Origin of the sequence: Billgrantia ethanolica (assembly GCF_021404305.1) — a bacterium.
In the GTDB taxonomy this organism is placed as follows: Bacteria; Pseudomonadota; Gammaproteobacteria; order Pseudomonadales; family Halomonadaceae; genus Halomonas; species Halomonas ethanolica.
The window spans coordinates 744,863-763,498 of record NZ_JABFTX010000002.1 but is presented as its reverse complement, the minus strand read 5'-3'; the positions used below and the strand labels follow the sequence as shown (position 1 = coordinate 763,498).

The 18,636-nt window shown below is 65.3% G+C and carries 19 protein-coding genes and 1 tRNA gene; 3 read left to right on the top strand and 17 right to left on the bottom strand.

Annotation, left to right across the window (positions count from 1 at the left end; all coding sequences use genetic code 11):
- Positions 1-12: 12 nt before the first annotated feature.
- From HOP53_RS12305 to HOP53_RS12295, 3 genes are read right to left on the bottom strand one after another with little or no spacing between them, the layout of a single operon-like run.
- A complete protein-coding gene (locus HOP53_RS12305) occupies positions 13-1,014 on the bottom strand; it encodes a methyltransferase (RefSeq protein WP_234270305.1) in 1,002 nt (333 codons plus the stop codon).
- Positions 1,011-1,817, bottom strand: a complete 807-nt coding sequence (locus HOP53_RS12300) for a methyltransferase domain-containing protein (protein WP_234270304.1) — start codon at positions 1,815-1,817, stop codon at positions 1,011-1,013. Before HOP53_RS12300 ends, HOP53_RS12305 begins: the two co-directional genes overlap by 4 nt.
- A 34-nt stretch (positions 1,818-1,851) precedes the next feature.
- Positions 1,852-3,360, bottom strand: coding sequence for an amidase (locus tag HOP53_RS12295; protein WP_234270303.1), 1,509 nt, complete (start codon positions 3,358-3,360; stop codon positions 1,852-1,854).
- A 119-nt stretch (positions 3,361-3,479) separates the two neighbouring features.
- Here HOP53_RS12295 and HOP53_RS12290 point away from each other — a divergent pair.
- Positions 3,480-3,556, top strand: a tRNA-Arg gene (locus HOP53_RS12290).
- A 19-nt stretch (positions 3,557-3,575) separates the two neighbouring features.
- On the opposite strand, the gene HOP53_RS12285 is transcribed toward HOP53_RS12290, so the two are convergent.
- Positions 3,576-4,319 (bottom strand): Crp/Fnr family transcriptional regulator, encoded by a 744-nt coding sequence (locus HOP53_RS12285; protein ID WP_234253708.1) that lies wholly within the window; start codon positions 4,317-4,319, stop codon positions 3,576-3,578.
- A gap of 228 nt (positions 4,320-4,547) precedes the next feature.
- On the opposite strand from HOP53_RS12285, the gene HOP53_RS12280 reads away from it, so the two are divergent.
- Positions 4,548-4,805 carry a hypothetical protein gene (locus HOP53_RS12280; RefSeq protein ID WP_234253707.1) on the top strand — a complete coding sequence of 86 codons (258 nt, stop codon included), beginning with the start codon at positions 4,548-4,550 and terminating at the stop codon, positions 4,803-4,805.
- Between the two features lie 79 nt (positions 4,806-4,884).
- Here HOP53_RS12280 and HOP53_RS12275 read toward each other — a convergent pair whose 3' ends face one another.
- The 7 genes from HOP53_RS12275 to HOP53_RS12245 form a co-directional block, all read right to left on the bottom strand.
- Positions 4,885-5,484 (bottom strand): malonic semialdehyde reductase, encoded by a 600-nt coding sequence (locus tag HOP53_RS12275; RefSeq protein ID WP_234270302.1) that lies wholly within the window; start codon positions 5,482-5,484, stop codon positions 4,885-4,887.
- A gap of 32 nt (positions 5,485-5,516) precedes the next feature.
- Complete coding sequence (locus HOP53_RS12270; RefSeq protein WP_234270301.1) at positions 5,517-6,857, bottom strand: TRAP transporter large permease; 1,341 nt, start codon at positions 6,855-6,857, stop codon at positions 5,517-5,519.
- Positions 6,854-7,435, bottom strand: a complete 582-nt coding sequence (locus tag HOP53_RS12265) for a TRAP transporter small permease subunit (RefSeq protein ID WP_086509476.1) — start codon at positions 7,433-7,435, stop codon at positions 6,854-6,856. The genes HOP53_RS12270 and HOP53_RS12265 overlap by 4 nt, the downstream gene beginning before the upstream one ends.
- 49 nt (positions 7,436-7,484) lie before the next feature.
- Entirely contained in the window at positions 7,485-8,606 is a 1,122-nt protein-coding gene (locus HOP53_RS12260; protein ID WP_234270300.1) for a C4-dicarboxylate TRAP transporter substrate-binding protein, read from the bottom strand.
- 94 nt (positions 8,607-8,700) lie between these two features.
- Positions 8,701-9,642: a dioxygenase family protein gene (locus tag HOP53_RS12255; protein ID WP_234270299.1), complete on the bottom strand. Its 942-nt coding sequence runs from the start codon at positions 9,640-9,642 to the stop codon at positions 8,701-8,703.
- Between the two features lie 90 nt (positions 9,643-9,732).
- Positions 9,733-10,875 carry a CaiB/BaiF CoA transferase family protein gene (locus HOP53_RS12250; protein WP_010627234.1) on the bottom strand — a complete coding sequence of 381 codons (1,143 nt, stop codon included), beginning with the start codon at positions 10,873-10,875 and terminating at the stop codon, positions 9,733-9,735.
- Positions 10,872-11,687, bottom strand: a complete 816-nt coding sequence (locus HOP53_RS12245; RefSeq protein WP_234270298.1) for a citryl-CoA lyase — start codon at positions 11,685-11,687, stop codon at positions 10,872-10,874. Before HOP53_RS12245 ends, HOP53_RS12250 begins: the two co-directional genes overlap by 4 nt.
- 176 nt (positions 11,688-11,863) lie before the next feature.
- Here HOP53_RS12245 and HOP53_RS12240 point away from each other — a divergent pair, with 176 nt between their 5' ends.
- The gene (locus tag HOP53_RS12240; protein ID WP_234270297.1) at positions 11,864-12,757 is read left to right on the top strand and encodes a LysR substrate-binding domain-containing protein; all 894 of its coding nucleotides are present in this window, start codon (positions 11,864-11,866) and stop codon (positions 12,755-12,757) included.
- Here HOP53_RS12240 and fnr read toward each other — a convergent pair.
- The 6 genes from fnr to HOP53_RS12210 all read right to left on the bottom strand — a co-directional run bounded on the left by fnr (position 12,732) and on the right by HOP53_RS12210 (position 18,598).
- Positions 12,732-13,478, bottom strand: a complete 747-nt coding sequence (fnr, locus tag HOP53_RS12235) for a fumarate/nitrate reduction transcriptional regulator Fnr (RefSeq protein ID WP_234270296.1) — start codon at positions 13,476-13,478, stop codon at positions 12,732-12,734. The genes HOP53_RS12240 and fnr overlap by 26 nt on opposite strands.
- A gap of 158 nt (positions 13,479-13,636) precedes the next feature.
- Complete coding sequence (locus HOP53_RS12230; RefSeq protein WP_234270295.1) at positions 13,637-14,446, bottom strand: sulfite exporter TauE/SafE family protein; 810 nt, start codon at positions 14,444-14,446, stop codon at positions 13,637-13,639.
- Positions 14,447-14,619: 173 nt separating this feature from the next.
- Positions 14,620-15,696, bottom strand: coding sequence for a porin (locus HOP53_RS12225; RefSeq protein ID WP_234270294.1), 1,077 nt, complete (start codon positions 15,694-15,696; stop codon positions 14,620-14,622).
- 412 nt (positions 15,697-16,108) lie between these two features.
- Complete coding sequence (locus HOP53_RS12220) at positions 16,109-17,188, bottom strand: ProQ/FINO family protein (protein ID WP_234270293.1); 1,080 nt, start codon at positions 17,186-17,188, stop codon at positions 16,109-16,111.
- Between the two features lie 121 nt (positions 17,189-17,309).
- Positions 17,310-17,828, bottom strand: coding sequence for a dihydrofolate reductase (locus HOP53_RS12215; RefSeq protein WP_234270292.1), 519 nt, complete (start codon positions 17,826-17,828; stop codon positions 17,310-17,312).
- Positions 17,825-18,598, bottom strand: coding sequence for a thymidylate synthase (locus HOP53_RS12210; protein WP_234270435.1), 774 nt, complete (start codon positions 18,596-18,598; stop codon positions 17,825-17,827). Before HOP53_RS12210 ends, HOP53_RS12215 begins: the two co-directional genes overlap by 4 nt.
- Positions 18,599-18,636 lie beyond the last annotated feature (38 nt).

Here is an 18,636-nt window from a genome sequence, read left to right as displayed (position 1 = left end):
TCAGTTGAAGGCCTAGCGCCTGAGCGCATGATAAACCCGGAAGCGCCGGTCGTCGGCAACAATCTGGAAGCCCCCGAAGGCGCTCTCGAGCAGGTCCGGATAGGGCAGGAAGGCGTTGGCGACGAGCCACAGATCCCCGCCCGGCTGCAGGTGCGCCGGCGCCTCGCGAATCAGGCGCCCAGCGGGACCGTAGTCGATACTGCGCTCCTGGTGGAACGGCGGATTGCTGACGATGGCGGCAAAGCGCCTATCGCCGAGTGCCGAGTAGACGTCGCTGGCCACAGCCTGCCCTTCCAGGCCGTTGGCCGCCAGGGTGCGCCGGGTGGCCTCCACGGCGAAGGCGTTGACGTCCACTGCCGTCACGGCGTGGCCGCGGCGAGCCAGCCAGGCGGCGAGGATGCCGTCGCCGCAGCCCATGTCGAGCACGTCGCGTGCTCTGTCGGGCCCCGGCAGCCCGGCCTCGAGGCGTTCGAGCAACAGCTTGGTGCCGGCATCCAGCTTGCCGTGGCCGAACACGCCAGGATGCGTGGCCAGCACCAGCCCCTCGGCCTCGAAGGTGGCCCAGGCCGCATCCGGGTCGATGCCGACATCGCCGAGGCGGGTCTCGAACAGGATGCAGCGCCGCGCGCTGTCGATCTTGCGACAGCCCAGCCCCAGTGCCGCCAGCACCTTGAGCACCCGCTTGATGCCACCCTGGTTCTCACCCACCAGTTGCAGCCGCGTGCCAGACGGCAGGTTGGCGCAAAGCCACAGCAGCCACCATTCGCCCAGGGCGTGGGCCTTGGGCCAGAACAGCACCGCCCCGGGTGGCTCGCCGACGGCGCCGGCATCGAACGGCGAGCAGGCCGCACGGCCGTGCTCACGCCAGGCCTGGAGCACGCCATGATTGGCGCTGACGGCGCTGCCCTGCCCCTGCTCGAGCCATGCATCCCGCGGCGGCGCCACCCACAGCCAGCCGCGATAGTCGCCGTCCTGACGCTCGAGCAGCTGACATACCGGCGTTTGCGCACTCATCGGGGGGTCTCCTCGGGCGAGCGTCTGTCGTGAACCAGCGTATAGAGCAGGTAGCGTCCCAGCCGCCAGTGCGGTTCGGCCTGGCAGTAGCGGCGCTCCAGCTCCACCAGGCGCTGCCAGTCGGCCTCGCTGGCCGGCGGGTGGCGCAGGTAGTCGTGAAAGACACGAATGCCCGCCACCGAGCGAATCGCCAGGCCGCATTCGCTGCTCCAGGCAACGATCTGCTCGTGACACAGCGGCGAGATGGGAGTCAGGCGCTGACGCTTGCCGGTGCCCTCCAGGCGGTCGTCCAGCGCCTTCTGCAGATTGCCCTTTACCACGTTGGAAAAGCGCAGCGCATCGCGGTTGAACACCATCAGCGACAGCTGGCCACCGGGGGCCAGGTTCTCCGCCAGAGCAGCGAAGGCCGCCTTGGGATCATTGAGCCACTCCAGCACGGCATGACAGGCGATCAGCGGCCAGGGGCCGGCGGCACGTTCAAGCAGCGCCTGGAGCGGCGCCTGCACGAAGCTCACCGGCAGGCCAGCCAGCTCCTGTCGTGCCTGTTCGAGCATGTCGCCGGCCGGTTCCAGCAGGGTCACCGTGTGGCCGCGCCGGGCGAACCAGGCGGAGAGCTGACCCAGGCCGCCGCCGACGTCCAGCAGCGGCTGGCCGTCGAGTTCCAGCATGCGCGGCAGCAGCTCGTCGAGCAGGGCCAGGCGCAGCTCACCGCGCGGGCCGCCGTAGAGGCTACCGGCGAATTTGTCTGCCAGGCCGTCGAAATGACGGTCCCCGGCAGGCGAAAGAGGAGCGGAGTCTGACATTTCCTGACCTGACGCAAGGCATGTGGCGCGCATTCTACCCGCCTTGCGCCACCCTGGGCAGATGCCGCTGCCACTGCACCTCGGCCTCGAGCTGGGCCGCCAGCGCCAGCAGGCGACGCTCGTCGCCCATGGGGCCCACCACCTGGACGCCGACCGGCAGACCCTGCGGGGTGACGTGCAGCGGCAGCGACATGGCCGGCTGTCCGGTGAGGTTGGCCAATTGGGTATAGGGCGTGCGGGACAGTGCATCCCGCGCCAGCTGACCCAGCATGCCCGCCTTGAGCGCCAGCTTGGGGAGGCCGGGAATGGCCAGCAGTGCCATCAAACGCTGCTGCCATGCCGGTGGGTAGAGTTCGCCCAGGCGCGGTGCCGGTGCCGCCGTGACGGGCATCAGCAGCACATCAAAGCGGCGGTGGAACGCCCCCATGGCCCGCGCCGCCGCGTTCCAGTCGCGCTTGGCCAATTCGTAGTCACGTACCGGCAGGTGCTGCCCCAGGCGAGCGATGGCTCGGGTCGAGGGCTCGATCTCCAGGCGTGACACGGACACGCCGGTTTCGCGGGAGATCCAGGCCAGGTCGGCGGTAACATGCCCTAGATAGAGCGTCAGGTAGGCGTTGGCCAGGCGCTCGCCGTCGACGGGAGGATCGGCCCACTCCACGTGATGGCCGAGCCCCTCCAGCGTTCGTGCCGCCCCTTCCACCGCCAGGCGCACCTCGGGATCGAGCCGGGTGCCCAGCGGCTTGCTCAGCGGCTCACCCAGCGAGACAGCAATGCGCAGCGGCTCGGGAGCACGCTCCAGCGCGGCCAGAAAGCCCCGTTCGTGCGTCACCGGGTAGGGGCCGCCCTCGTCCATGCCGTTGATCGTCTCGAGCAACGCAGCACTGTCGCGCACCGAGCGGGTCACGGCGTGCTCTACCACCGCACCCCGCCACACCTCACCATGCAGTGGCCCCTGCGGCACGCGGCCGCGCGAGGGCTTGAGACCGAACAGCCCGCAGTAGGCCGCGGGAATACGGATCGAGCCGCCGCCATCACCGGCCATCGCCAGCGGTACCAGCCCGCCGGCCACCGCCGCCGCCGCCCCGCCGCTGGAGCCGCCAGGGGAGTGCTGAGGATTCCACGGATTGACAGGATGAGGAAAGGCACGCGGCTCGGTGATGCCCATCAACCCCAGCTCGGGGGTGGCGGTCTGCCCCAGGATGGCCAGACCCGCTGCCCGCACGCGGGCGACCAGGGTCGACTCCACCGGCGCCTTCCACTCGGCCAGGGCCGCGCTGCCGAAGGCCAGCGGCTCGCCCTCCAGCGCCATCAGCAGATCCTTGGTCAGGGTCGGCACGCCCGCCAGCGGAGCTTCGGGATCGACGCTGTCCGCCTCGCACCTGGCGCGTTCGAAGCGTGTCCGCACCAGCGCCCGCAGATGCGGATTGTCGCGCTCGATGGCGGTACAAGCCGCATCGAACACCTCGCCTCGGCTCACTTCACCACGCAGGATCAACTCGGCCAGCCCCATGCCATCGTGGCGCCGATACTCTTCGATATCCATCCGCTTTCCCTGCCACCCAATGTCGCTCGATAATGGCGGCTCGGGGCCATTCTTGGCAACCGCACCCAAGCGGGCGGTTTAACTTGCTCACTCAAGCCCTTATAATGCGCAGCCGTGCTGCCCCCATAGCTCAGCTGGATAGAGCGTCCCCCTCCTAAGGGGAAGGTCTCAGGTTCGAATCCTGATGGGGGCGCCATTCTCTCCAAGCCTTACGCTCAAGCCGCGTGTCGCCCCTGCAGGTGAAGATAGAGCGGATCGAATTCCCCAGCCTCCTGCAACTTGCTCCAGCTCGGCACGGTCACTCGTTTCCTTGCGGTTTCAATCAGCCCGTCGCCACGCAGCGCCTGTAATGTGCGGCTGACGTGGACGGCACTGATGCCGAGGGTGTCGGCCAGCTCATCCTGCGTGATCGGCAATTCGAAGGTACGCTCATCGGTCAGCCCCACTGCACTCAGTCTCGTATATAGCTCGCACATCAAGTGGGCCAAGCGCGTGTAGGCATCTCGCTGTCCGACATTGAGCAGCCACTCACGGTAGATGGAAGCGTCGACCAGAGTCTCACGCCAGAAGGCAGCAGTCAGCCTTGGGAAACGCTCGCATACGCGGCGCAGATCTTCGTGCTGGATGAAGCCGACCGTACAGGAGCTGACCGATGCGATGCTGATATCCATGACCGCCAGGTGGAGGCTATGAAGGTCCGGCATGTCACCCGGAACGTGCAAGGCCATGATTTGTCGCCTGCCCGCATAGCTCAGCTTGTAGACGCAGGTGAGCCCCTCCAGTACCAGGCAGCACTGCTGGGGACGTTCGCCAAGGCTGACGATCTCCTGGTCGGCCTTGAGGCGCTTGACCAAGACCGGCAAGTGCTCGAGCACCTGCCTCTCTTCCTCGGACAGCGGGAAGATGCTGTCCAGCTTGCAAATCATTCGAGCATTGGGCGTTGGCGGCGGTTCCGGCATACTGCCCCTCCATCTGGAAAATGTCTTCCGTGGCCCTCACCGTAGGACTTTTCTTCGCTACCGGCGAAAAAACGTGGCTTCGTTTCTTGCCAGTAGCTGTCGTTGCGCTGCGAGCAAGGCAACTATTCTTAACAATTAAATTGGCACAGCCAGGAACGGATGTGGCATCTTGTACAGGGTGTGTTGAGGAGACCATTTCACTGCATGAGCATCAGGCAGGAGGCCAGAATGTTTCAGCGTTCAAGGAAAGTGGTGTGTCCCGAATGCAGCGGCAGCAATTTCTGGAACGGCAACCCGAAGCCAACGGACGTGCTTCAGTGCCGCTATTGCCAGACGGCCATTGCGACATACGAGGAGTACGTGCGCGTCGCCGCACAGCAGGAAGCCGAACGCCTGCTGGCGGAGTTCGTCGAAACCGACGTCTCGCGTGACCTCGCCCACCTCAAGGCCGTACTGGCCCAGCCGGGAGAGCGAGCAAGCGCCTGATGCATAGTGCTTCGGACATAGTACTCCGGAAAACGGCCACCTTCGGGTGGCCGTTTTCGTATGCCCTGCCGAACCGGAACTACAGCAGCTGACAGGCCTGCTCGAAGGTGAGCCGCGGGCCCCGCGGATGCAGCATGGCCGGGTCGCCGTAGCCCAGATTGCACAGGAAGTTGCTGCGGTAGTTGGGGTAACGCTCGGCGAAGAACCGCCCGTCGACCATGTCGTTGTCGAAGCCGGATAGCGGCCCTACATCTAGCCCCAGCGCGCGGGCGGCGAGAATGAAGTAACCGCCCTGCAAGCTGGCGTTGCGAAAGGCGGTCTCCTCGCGGTAGGGCTCGTCGCCGACGAACCAGGCCCTGGCATCCACATGGGGAAAGAGCTCCGGCAGGTGGTCGTGGAAACGTCGGTCGTAGGCCAGAATGGCCGTGACCGGTGCCTCCTCCACCTTGCGCCGGTTGCCCTCCTTCAGCGCGGGCATCAACTTCTCCTTGGCCTGCCGGGTGCGCAGGAACAGGATGCGCAGCGGATTGCAGTTGACGCTGGTGGGCGCCATCTTCACGAGGTCGTAGAGCTCGCGCAGCGTTGCGTCGTCCACGGGTCGGTCCTGCCAGTAGGCGTGGCTTCTCGCCTCGTGGAACAGCTGGTCCAGCACCGGCTGGCTCAAGACGCCTGAAGTCATGAATTCTCTCCCTTGTCGTCGGTCTTTACGGTTCAGTAGCGGTAGGCCAGATGGGTGGAAAGCACGGGGAACAGCGTGAGGATGAACAGCACCACCAGCATCGCGACGAAGAACGGCACCACGCCCTTGAAGATCTCCTTGACCGGCACGCTGCGGTCGTTCAGCGCCGCCTTCACCGTGTAGACCGAAATGCCGAAAGGCGGCGTGATCAGGCCGATTTCCACCGCCACCACGGTGATGACGCCGAACCAGATCAGGTCCATGCCGAAGAACTGGGCGATGGGCAGCACGATGGGCAACACGATCAGCATGATCGACACCGAGTCGATGATGCAGCCCATCAGGATCACCACCAGCAGGTAGAGAAACAGGAAGTGGTAGGCGGTCAACTCCATGGCCGTGACCCACTGGGCGATGGCCATCGGCAACCCGGTCAGCGCCAGCATGCGGCTGTAGAGCGAGGCGGCGAGAATCAGGAACAGGATCGACACCGCCACGTGCCCGGTCTCGCCCAGCACTTGGTAGAACTTGGCCGGGCTCAGGCGGCGCTTGAGCAGCGCCAGCAGCAGCGCGCCGCAGGCGCCCACGCCGCCCGCCTCGGTCGGCGTGAAGAAACCGCTGTAGAGCCCACCCAGCACCAGTGCCATCAGCGCCAGGATGGGCACCAGCTTGAGCGCCAGCACCATGCCCGATTCCGCTTCGCCCGCGGTGGGCGCAGGCACTGCAGCGCCGCCCATGCCAGCCGCTCCCTGCATCATGAAGCCGGGGCGCAGGTAGGCGAGCAGCAGGATCGTGACGCAGAAGGTCGCCGCCAGCAGGATGCCCGGAATGATGCCGGCGATGAACATGCGCCCCACCGACTGCTCGGCCAGCACACCGTAGACGATCATCAGCAGCGAAGGGGGAATCAGCATGCCCAGCACCGAGCTGCCCGCCACCACGCCCACCGAGAACTTGGGCGTATAGCCATGCCGGCGCATCTCCGGCACCGCCACCTTGGTGAATACCGCCGCCGAGGCCACGCTGATGCCGGTGATCGAGGCGAAGATGCCGTTGGCACCGACGGTGGCCACCCCCAGCCCACCGCGAATCCGGCGGGTCAGCCACTGAAAGACGTCGAAGGTGTCCCGCCCTACCCCCGATATCACCACCAGCAACCCCATCAGCACGAACAGCGGTACCACACCGTAGAGGTAGCTGCTGAGCGAGTCGTTGGCCGCCGCGGCCACCATGCGCGTAGCCAGCTCCGGATTGCGCAGGGTCGAGATGGCCAGGAAGGAGACCAGCATCAGGGCGATGCTGATATGCATGCCGAAGTAGATCAGCGCCAGCATCATGACCACCGCCACGATGCCGATTTCGATACCGCTCATGGGCGATCCTCCTCGGCGTGCGGCGCTCCACCCTTGACCGTCCACACCAGCGCCTGGGCCGCCAGCAGCAGATACTGCAGCAGCGTGATCGCCGCACAGGCGATCACCACCAGGCGGATGGGCCAGACGGGAAAGGTGAACACCCCCTCCACGCCCATGAACTGGTTGCGTTCCCAGGCGCGCAGGAAGGTCGGCAGTGTGCCCTGGTAGATCACCATCAGCATGTAGGCACCGGCCAGATAGAACAGGGTCTGCAAACCGTGGCCGAGGCGCGGGTGACGCTCGGTGAAACCCTGAATGAAGATGTCGGCCTGGGCCATGCGGCCGTGTCGCAGGGTACTGGGCAGTTGCAGGAACACGATCATGACGATGGAGGCCGCTACCAGCTCCGCCACTCCCGCAATGGGCTTGTTGAGCAGATTGCGCGACAGCACGTCCACCACGATCATCGCCATGATCGAGAAGATCAGCAGCGAACCCACCGCGTTTAGGCCGTCCACCAGGTAGCCGAACAGGCTGTTGTGACGGCCGCCGCCGAGCCGGCGCCCCAGCACCAGCGTCTTGAAGGAAAAGGTCATTGCCACGACTCCTCAGGCCCGGCCGACGATGCCGGCCGGGCATTGCCGATCAGTTGCGGTCCCAGGCCAGTTCCGGCTCGTGACCGCGCTCGCGCATGGCATCCATGTAGGTACTGAGGAGCTCCCGGGCCGGCAGGCCCCGGCCTTCGTTGCGCTCGACCCACTGCTGCGCCAGGCCGGGCATGCCGTCGATCCACTGCTGGCGCTCCTCGTCGGATAGCGCCTGAACCTGCACCGGCGTGCTCTGGTCGGCGCCCAGCTCGACCATGCGCTCCAGTGAACTCTCGTAGCGTTCGGCCAGGTCGCGGCCGTGGGCGCGGGTGTAGGTCTCGCCCGCCTCCATCAGCGCCTGCTGCACCGGCTCGGGCAGGCCGTCCCAGGTGAACTGGTTGATGGCGAGTCCGCCCGAGAACACCACGCCCAGATTGACCTGGGTGACGTAGGGCGCCACCTCGTAGATGCGCGCCGGCAGGTTGCCGGTGGCGAGCCCCACCACGCCCTGAGAGACACCGGTCTGGATGTCGGTGTAATAGCTCGCCAGGGTGCCGTCGACGGGCACGGCCCCCACCGGCTCGAGCCATACGCCGAGCACACCGGGGGCGGAGATGCGCGCCCCATCCAGATCGTCGAGGTTCTCCACCGGGAAGTTGGTGTAGATGTCGTAGGTATCCGAGGCGGTGGCGCCGAGGAACACCAGGTCGTGGTCCTCCCACTCTGCGCTGAACTCCGGCACCGAGCGCACCAGGTCGTTCATCACGTCGAGCATCAGCTCGGGGTCGCTGGTGGTGAAGGGCGTATAGGCGCTGATCTGAGCCAGCGGCATGCGCGAGGGCTCCAGGTAGCTGAACACCCAGCCGATGTCGGCGATGCCGTCCTGGATCGAGGTGAGGGTGGCGTTGGTGCCGTAGAGCTGGCCGGCATAGGCTTCCGTCCAGCGCACCTCGTATTCGCCCTCTTCCGCCAGGATCTCGTTGACCTTGGGGATGAAGACCTGGGGAATCATGCCCACCCAGGGGATGGTCGTGGGGTGGCTGGAGCCGACGGTCAGATTGATCGTTTCCACCGCGGAAGCGCTGGCGGGAAACAGTGCGGCGGCCAGCGTCGCGACAGTGAGGGCCTTGAGGGGAAAGACAGTCGATGACTTGATGGTGTTGTGCTTTGGATGTGTCATGTTGGCGTCTCGTATTGGCTTGTTGTTATGGAAACCAGATATGGAAACCGGTTATGGCGACTGTTTACTGCAACGGCGCTTCAGCATGTGGGCGTCACGAATCGATGGGCGATGCCGGCAGGCGTGAAACGCCGGGGGACAGATCGAAGTCCACTTCCAGCGTGCAGTAGCGGCCGCGCACGTCGGGGTCGGGCGCCCGGCCGTCGTCGTGGATGGGGAACGCCATGGCCAGGTCGGCACTGGTGACGCCGAACACGCAGTCCGATTCGAGGAAGGGATCGTCCTCGGGGAAGATCTGCGTCACCAACGTCTGGTGGCCCTCGGCGGAAACGGTGAAGTGCAGATGCGCGGCGCGGAACGGGTGCCGGCTCTGGGCCTCGAGCATTTCGCCGACGATGCCGTGGGTGGGAATCGGGTAGCTGGCCGGGCGAATGGTGCGGAAGTGGTAGCTCCCATCGGCGTCGGTCCGGAACTTGCCGCGCAGGTTGAGGTGCGGCTGGCTGTCGTCCTGGTTCTCGTAGAGCCCCTCCGGCGAGGCGTGCCACACCTCCACCAATGCGCCTGGCAGCGGCGTGCCGTCGCGGCTCATCACCCGGCCGGAGACGAACAGCGGAATGTCGCTCTCCTTCGGCGTATCGCGGGAGATGTTGAAGCCGAGCGGGTACTCCGGATCCTTGCGGCTGTAGAAGGGCCCCAGCAGGGCCGGCGAGATCTGCTCCGGCGTGCGCGCCTGATTGAGGATCATCACCAGGGTGGAGAAGCCCAGGGCGTCGGACATCACCATGGTCTCGTTGTGGCGATCGCGGGTGAGGTGGCCGAGCCGGGTCACGGCGTTGATCGCGGCCATGAACTCCTCTTCGTTCAGCTTCACCTCGCGGCCGAAGGCGTGCAGATGCTTCACCAGCGCGGTGAGTATCTCGCGCAGCCGGTCGTCCTTGGTATGGCTCATCGCCTTGAGCACGATCTCGGTGATGTCGTCCGGGGTCTGCGGAATGCCGTGTGGAACGATCTCGTCTTCGTTGGGCAATTCGAACATGACTGGGCTCCTGTTCGGCCTGGGCTGGCAGCGCCCTCCCGGCCTGATGATTGTCGTTGTGTCATGGTGCCACTGCGGCGCGCGCTGGCTTCAACGTTGGCGGCGCTTCACTTCTGCCAGAATTTCGTCACGGTGTTCGTCCAGTACCGGCGGCGCCGTCACCTCCAATGGCTTCACGCCGTCATAGGAGACCGGCGAACGCAGGGTGCGAAAGGTGCCCACCGTGGGGTGCTCGGTGCTCACTTCCAGCTGCAGATGCTTGACCTGAGGATCCTCGAGCACCTCGTCGGTGTCGTACATGGGGGCGTGGGGCACGTCCTCGGCTTCCAGACGGCGGCACCATTCGTCACGCGCTCGGCGCTTGAAGACACCCTTGAGCACCTCGATCATCTGCTCCTGGTTGTCGATGCGCCCCTCACGGGTAGCGAAGCGTTCGTCCTGCAGCAGTTCGGGGTACTCCATGGCGTTGGCCAGCCCCTGCCAGAACTTCTCCGGAGAGGACATGTGCAGCGCCACCCACTTGCCGTCGGCGCACTGCATCACGTACGACTGCGACACCTGAGGCCGGCTGTAGGGCCCCATGATCTCGTTCTCGGAGAGATAGTGGGTGAAGGCGTCGAGGTTGAAGTGACACATCGCCTCCAGCATGGAGACGTCGACCCGCCGCCCTTGGCCGGTACGGCCACGCTCCACCAGTGCGCCGAGAATACCGTAGGCGGCGTAGAAGCCCGACAGCGCATCGGCCATGGCCGGCCCCACCACCCGTGGATTCTCGGGATTCACCAGCAGCTTGAGAAAACCACTGGCGGCCTGGGCCACGGTGTCGTAGCTGGGGCGCCCGGCGTAGGGGCCGTCGTTGCCGAAACCGCTGATGGCGCAGTAGATCAGCCGCGGGTTGAGCTCGCGCAGGCGCTCTTCACCCGCCCCCAGCCGCTCGGCGGTACCGGGGCGGAAGTTCTGTATGTAGACGTCGGCATCGCGGATCAGCGCATCGAAGGTGGCGAGATCCTCCGGCTCCTTGGTGTTGAGGGCGATGCTGCGCTTGTTGCGGTTGTAGGTCTGATAGTGGGGGCTGTAGAGCCCGCCCTTGAAAGCGCGGAAGGGGTCGCCCTTGCCGGGCATTTCGACCTTGATCACGTTGGCGCCCAGGTCGCCCAGCAGCATGCCGGCGGCGGGTCCGGTGATGAAGGTGCCCTGTTCGATGACGGTAATGCCTTCGAGTACCTTGCTCATGACTGCCCCCCTTCCTGGGTGAAGCCCGGCGGAACCTCGCCGGTGTACTCGACCCGCTGGGCCGCCTGATAGGAGAGCGCGAAGCCGCAGGGCTGCTCGGACTCCTCCAGCAGATGGGCGATCAGCCCGGCGGTGCGTGCCAACAGCGGCACACCGCGCAGCGCCTTGAGCGGAAAGCCCGCCCCCAGCAGCACGGCGGGAATGGCAGCGGAGACGTTGAGCTTGAGCTCCTTGCCGACGATGCCGGGAATGGCCCGCTCCACGGCTTCGGCGATCTCCACGTAGCGCAGCTCGGCGCCCGCCTCCCGCGCCACGCCGAACAGCACCTCGACGCGAGGGTCGCGGGCCTTGTGCAGCGGGTGTCCGTAGCCGGGAATCGCTTCGCGGCGGGCGCGACGCTGACTGACGACATCGTGCACGGCACTTTCCAGGGACTTGCCCCCGTCGATCTCACCGGCGATTTCGGCAAACAGCTCCCCCGCCGCCTGAGAGGCACCGAGGATCACCGAGCCGCAGCCCAGCAGCCCCGCCGCCACCGCGCCCTGCAGCGCCTCGGGGGCGGCGGCATAGGTCATGCGACTGGCCTGCACGCTGGGTACCAGGCCGTGTTCGGCGATGGCCACCAGGGTGGCGTCCAGCACCCGGCGGCGCACGTCGCTCACCGGCTCGCCGTCGAGCAGCATCAGGAAATAGTCAGTGAAGGTTGTGTGGCCGATCAGCTCGGCGCTGAGGTCCTTGCCGCGCACCACGATGGTGTCGGCGTTGGAGGTGCTGATGGCGGTTCTTGGAATTGTCTCGCGCCCGATCTTCATGCTTTGGCTCCGCGTGGCAGATGCGAGCGAGTCATGCCGGAGCGGCACCCACGCTCGTGATGTGTAACGCTTGTGTTGGAACAACATAAGACGCCATCACGATGGACAAAAATGATAAATTTACATAAAAATGATTGATGTCATCGATTGATGATGCCACGACAAGCGGAGCTTGCATGGAACTTCGCCACATCCGGTACTTTCTGGCCATTGCGGAGACGCTCAACTTCACCCGGGCCGCCGAGAAGGTGCACGTCACCCAGTCGACGCTCTCCCACCAGATCCGTCAGTTGGAAGAGGAGCTGGGCCAGCCGCTGTTCGCACGTATCGGCAAGCGGGTGACGCTCACCGAGGCGGGCCAGAGCTTTCACGAGCACGTGGTGCCTATCCTGCGCCAGGTCGATCAGGCCGTGGGCGCCTTGAAGGAAGCCCCCGACGACCTGAGCGGCGAGCTGCGCATCGCCGCCACCCACAGCTTCAACGTGCAGTTGATTCCACTTTGCCTCTCGCGCTTCATGCAGCGTCTGCCGCGGATGAAGGTGGTGGTCGAGGAGCTTTCGGGGGATCGGATCAGCGAGGGGCTGGTCGACGGCAGCCTGGACCTGGGCATCTCCTATCGTCCGGCCATACCCCGCGGCCTGCGCTTCGAGCCGCTCTACAACGAGGAGCTCAAGCTGATCGTGGCCAGCGACCATGCACTGGCCCGGCGCAAGCGGCTGCGCATGGTCGAGCTGAATGGCGCGCGCATGACACTGCTGGCACCGCACTTCTCGACCCGCCAGATGCTCGACGAGTGCTTCGCCGCTGCCGGCGCCCGCCCGCAGATCGTTGCCGAGCTCAATGCCATCTCCCCCATGATCGAACTGGTGCGACGCACCGATCTATGCAGCATCGTGGCGGAGAATGCGCTGGGCAACGAGCCCGGGGTGAAAGCCATCCCGCTGGAGAGCCCCACGCCGGTACGCACCCCGGGCCTGCTGTGGTCGCAGCAGGCCCAGCGCTCCCCCGCCAGCCGCTTCATGGCCGAGACGATTCGGCAGGTGGTCAAGCAGGCGTCATGGGGGCGCTAGCCAGCGCCAGCGCTTCGAGCGCCTCGATATCACTGATGGTGAGTTCACGACCGGTCACGGCAATGACACCCTGCTCCTGAAAGCGTGCCAGCACCCGGCTGACGGTTTCCAGCGCCAGGCCGAGGTAGCTGCCGATGTCCGAGCGCGACATGGAGAGAAAGAAACGATAGGGCGACAATCCCCGGGCGCTGAAGCGCTCGTAAAGTCCCAGCAGGAAACTCGCCAGGCGCTGGTCGGCGGTACGCCCCGAGAGCAGGCACATCATGCGCTGATCGCGGCGCAACTCGCGGCTCATGCAGCGATAGAGCCGCCCGCGAAGCTCCGGCAGCCGCTCGGCGAGAACTTCCAGCCGCGTGAACGGCAGCTCGCAGACGAAGGCGCTCTCCAGCGCCACCACGCTGCCGTGGCAGTCCTCCTCACCGATGGCATCCAGCCCGACGATCTCCCCGGGCAGATAGAAGTGCGTGACCTGATCGCGCTGATCGGGCTGCGCCACCGTCTGCTTGAGGCTGCCGGAGCGCACCACGTAGAGACTGGTGAAAGGCGCCCCTTGACGCATCAGCGCCTGGCCGCGCTTGAGCGCCTGCGGCAGCCGGATGATGTCATCGAAGGACTGCAGGGCATCGAACTCGAGCCCGAGCGGCAGGCAGCGGGCATGCAGGGTGCAGAGCTCGCAGCGGGGCACGGCGGGGCGTGGCCGCTGGGCAGGCCTGGGGGTCATGAGCGCACTCCTTACCTCGGTCTCACGGTGGGTCACACTGGGAGAGTTCGATTCTGGCCTGCTGCGTTTCGCTTGTCCCGTCGCGCCGCCCCGCTCGGCGACAAAATGTCATTTCCGTTGACCTGCATCAAGAGCTTCATGGAGCGAAAGCAGCGGTATCAGGCAGTGAACACGGTGTACACCATCTGCAGCGCCAGCCCCATCATCATGACCGCGAAAATCCGCTTGAGCAGTGTCACCGGCAGGCGATGCGCCAGCCTGGCCCCCACCGGCGCCATCAGCATGCTGAACGGAGCCATCAACAGCAGAGCGGGCAGGTAGACGAACCCCAGCGCGGCGCTCGGCAGGTCGGGGGTACCCCAGCCGTTGATCACATAGCCCAGGGCGCCGGCCAGGGCGATGGGCAGGCCGACGGCGGCAGAAGTTCCGATGGCCTGAGGCAGCTTGACGTTGCACCAGGTCAGGAACGGTACGGTCAGCGAGCCGCCGCCAATGGCCACCAGCGCCGAGATGCCGCCGATCCCCAGCCCTGCCCCGCCAAGGCCGGCTGCCCCCGGAAGGTTACGCGTCGGCTTGGGCTTGATATTGGCCAGCATCTGCAGCGACATCAGGATCATGAAGCAGGCGAAGAAAATCGCCAGGCCCCGGGTCGGCAGCAAGGCGGCAATGAAGGTGGCGAGAAAGGTGCCTACCAGAATGCCGGGGGTCAGGTAGCGAACGATCTCCCAGCGCACGGCACCGTGGCGGCGGTGGGAGAGCAGACTCGCCGTGGAAGCGGGAATGATGGCGGCCATCGAGGTACCCAGAGCCAGATGAGCCAGGTGTTCGAGGGGCACCCCCTGGGTGACGAACAGCGCGGTCAGTATCGGCACCATGATGCCGCCGCCGCCAACGCCCAACAGGCCGGCCATGATACCGACCACCGCGCCCAAAGCCACATAGGCCAACCAGATAAGCTCCAAGGTCACTCCTCAAGTGATCGGCAACGGTAAAGCGAGCCAGTCTATCAGAAAAGCGTTATTGGCAGCCTGTCGCAGCACAGCTGATGGTTGACCAGGCCACAGTCGAAAAAAAACCGGCCCCGAAGGGCCGGTTTCGTCGTCGACGAATCGACGTATCTTGCAGTCAGCTTGGGCTCGACTTAGAAGTCGTAGCGCAGACCGACGGTGAAGCGCAGGTCGTCAGTTACGTCTTCCACGGAGTCAGAGGTGTCGAAATCATACTCGACGATTTCGGCCCAGACATACATCGGACGGCTGAAGCGATAGTTAGCGCCCAGGGTCCAAGCGTTACGGCTGTCAACACCTTCCAGAGCTGAACGAACGCGGTTGTAGTCAGCGTAGATCTCGCCCATGCCGTAGTCGAACACACCCATGAGAGTCCACAGGTTTTCGATGTCGGTAGCGCTCAGGTCGTCCTGCTCGTTGAGGTCGGTAACTTCCTCATACTTGATACCAGCGCGGAAGGCAGGAGTGAACTGGTAGATGGCAGCGGCTGCCCAAATGTCTTCACCGGCCGGGTTGGCGCCAGGACCAGCATAGCTGTAGCCGCGATCTTCACGCTCTTGCTTGGACTGGTTGTAACCGGCAGCCAGGTAGAGATCCTGCCAGGTGTAGTTGACAGCAGCCTGCCAGCTCAGAGTGGAAGAGTTGTCCTGCGCGCCTACTTCAGCGCCATTTCCGCTCAGGTGCTTGGCCTGAACATGAGCCTGGAAGCCGCTCAGCACCGGCGTGGAGTACTGGAAGGAGTCACCGCGGGAGCTCACAGCACCGCCGCTGGTAGAAGTGAAGCCTTCATATTCCTGGATTTCGAACTTGCTGGTCACGGCCTGGTAGAGAACGCCGTCGAAGTTACCGACGCGCGCCATACCCCAGTTGTCGCCGCGCAGACCCAGGAAGGAGTTGCGCACGGTCAGGCCATCACGGTTCTGACGAGCCAGGTTCGGACGCAGTTCCATGTTCATGAAAGCCTGCAGGTCGGGAGCGACCTGATGACGGGCACGGAAGCCGAAACGGGAGAAGACGTCGACGAATTCGGAGCCGTCGGTCTTAAGTTCACCCGGGCCTTCTTCCTGAACACCACCGGTGGTCACACCGAGGTTGATACGGCCGTAGACGTCGACCTGAGTGCCGTCCTGATCGTAAACGGTTGCGGCCTGAGCGGCAGCGGAGACGCCCAGGGCGCCGGCAATGGCAGTCGCTAACAGTGTCTTTTTCATCGCGATAGTTCCTTTCACTAGCTTACTGTTTCGATCGTTACTGCACGGATCGGTGATCGGTGCAGGTAGCTTGCCGGGCATGGGTCCCGCCGTGCTTGGCTCGGTTCCTTCCCAGGAAGGGCCGGAGGCCGGTCATGACCGCAGCGAAGCCTTGTTATAGTCCAATGCTCGCAGGTAGAACTCTATACCGGGAAAAATCGGAACGCAATAAGAAAAAACACTGTTTTCCTATGATGCCCGCCTCCCCGACGGAACTTTGCCCTGCTTTTGCGGTCCTGGGCGCTCCCGCTCCCTGAACCGCGTGCTGCAGGCATGGCAGTCGATCTGCCTGGCAGCGATGAGCCCGCACATCATGCCTCGCTGATACAGCGCTGACAAGCGACGGGCTTTCTACGCTTCGATGCGTTAGGGTTCAGCTCCCCTTGCGGCTGCTGCCGTGCTTGGCCAGCAGCGCCGAAAGCTTGGCCTCCATGCGCTCCTCGGGGTCCGCCGTTGCGGAGATGGGATCGGCCGCTTCTGATATGGGGCCGGCGGCCTTGGGTGGAGCATTCTCGTGCGTCTGACGGGGGGCCTTGTCGCCCGGCTGGGCGCCTGCGGCAACGGCGCGGCTGCGGCCGGAGCCACTGCCCCGCTTCGGGGCGGCACCCGCCGGACGGCTGCGCTCGCGCCGTTCGTTCTGCAGTCGCTCCAGCTTGCGCTTGGCATGTTCGGCGGCCTGGGCATCCACGTCGCCGGCGGGAGCGCCGTCGAGGTCGATACGCTCCGCGCCTTCCCGCACCGCCTTGAGGTAGCGCGGCAGGTTGACATAGCCGGCCAGCGCGCGGCGCACCAGCTTTTCGGGCCAGGGCTCGCGTGCAGCGAGATCGAGATGAATGCCGACCTTGAGCGGTCGCGTATGCCCCTTGAAGAAGGCGTGGGGATAACGCCGGTACCACTGCTTCAGCAGGGCATCGGCGGAGGGCGCCTGCTCGATGGCAAGCTGGCCCTGACGCTCGGCCAACGATTTCTGAGCCGGAGCCGCCTTGAAAGAGGCATATGCCGGAGTGGACGATGCAGCGGATACACCACCTGCAGGAGCGAACGGGTTCAACGGTTTGCTTGCCGCTTCTGTTTTCCCAGCCGCTTCTTGCTCGGCTTCGGCGGGCTCGCTCTGCTGTGCGGCTTCCGCCCGCGGTCGCTGGCCGATCAGCGCCGCCAGGCCCTGGGCACGCCGTGCGGGGCCGGGAAACGCCGGAGTCGTCTCGCCCTTGCGCAGACGTTCGCGCAGACGGGCGTTGTCCTCCTCGAGCTCGCGATTCTGCTCATCCAGTTCGCGGTTCTCTTCCATCAGCTCCAGGCGCGCCGCTTCCAACTCCTGCTGCCGCACATCGGAGTCGGCGAGACGGGACTCCAGTTCCTGGATCCTTGCGCGATAGCTGCGCAGCTCATGGAGCGCCGTGTCGGCACAGGTCTCCAAGACATCGAACAGTTGACGTGAACGCTCTTCGATCAAACCGGCATCCTCCTGGCGGGCTCACGTTGACGACACGACGATCGAACGGGGTGGCGAGAACGGGGCAGCTCCATGCCTCAGCCTAGTGTGTGCCACAAGCGAGGCGCTGACAACGTGCAGTTCAGCGGCGTTGGTACTGCACGAAACTGTAGCTCGGCTGGCCCGGGTTGGGCGAGCCCGGTACCCGCTGCACCTCCTGCCATTCACTCTCGTCCAGCTCGGGAAAGCGGGCATCGCCCTCCACCTCGACATCCACCTCGGTGAGGTAGATGCGGCTGGCGTGGGGCAGCGCCTGGACATAGATCTCGCCGCCGCCCATCACCATGATCTCCTCGCTGGCGTCGATGGTGGCCTGCTGGTCGGCCAGGAACAGCGCCGATTCGAGATCGTGGCAGACCCGCACGCCGTCGTGGTGGAAGCTCTCATCCCGGGTCACCACGATGTTGAGGCGGCCCGGCAACGGGCGGCCGATGGAAGCGAAGGTCTTGCGCCCCATGATCAGTGGCTTGGCCAGGGTCATGCGCTTGAAAAACTTGAGATCCTCGGGCAGATGCCAGGGCAGCTTGTTGTCGACGCCGATCACGCCGTTGCGCGACACCGCGGCGATCATCGCCACCGGCACCAGAGTCTCGTCGGTCATACCGCTACCTCGGCCTTGATATGAGGATGGGGATCGTAGCCTTCGATGGCGATATGCTCGAAGCGGAAGGCGAACAGGTCGTCGACGTCGGGATCGAGCACCAGCCGGGGCGCCGAACGCGGAGTACGCGAGAGCTGCAGCTCGGCCTGCTCCAGGTGGTTAAGGTACAGGTGCGCGTCGCCCAGAGTGTGGACGAAGTCGCCGGGCTCGAGGCCGGCGACCTGGGCGATCATCATGGTCAGCAGCGCATAGCTGGCGATGTTGAACGGCACCCCGAGAAAGATGTCGGCGCTGCGCTGATAGAGCTGGCAGGAGAGCCGCCCTTCCGCCACGTAGAACTGGAACAGGCAGTGGCACGGAGGCAGCGCCATCTCGTCGACCAGCGCCGGGTTCCAGGCCGAGACGATCAGCCGCCGCGAGTCGGGGTTGGTGCGCAGCTGCTCGAGCAGCTTGGCGATCTGATCCACGTGGCCGCCGCGGGGGTCGGGCCAGCTGCGCCACTGATAGCCGTAGACGGGGCCGAGATCACCGTTGGCGTCGGCCCACTCGTCCCAGATGCTGACCCCGTTCTCCTTGAGATAGGCGATGTTGGTATCGCCGCGCAGGAACCACAGCAGCTCGTAGACGATCGAGCGCAGGTGCAGCTTCTTGGTGGTCACCAGCGGGAAGCCGCGGGACAGGTCGAAGCGCATCTGGTGGCCGAACAGCGAGCGCGTGCCGACCCCGGTGCGGTCGCCGCGCTCCACGCCCTGCTCCAGCACCAGGCGCATCAGGTCCAGATAGGGCTGTTCGAGAGCTGACTGTTCGG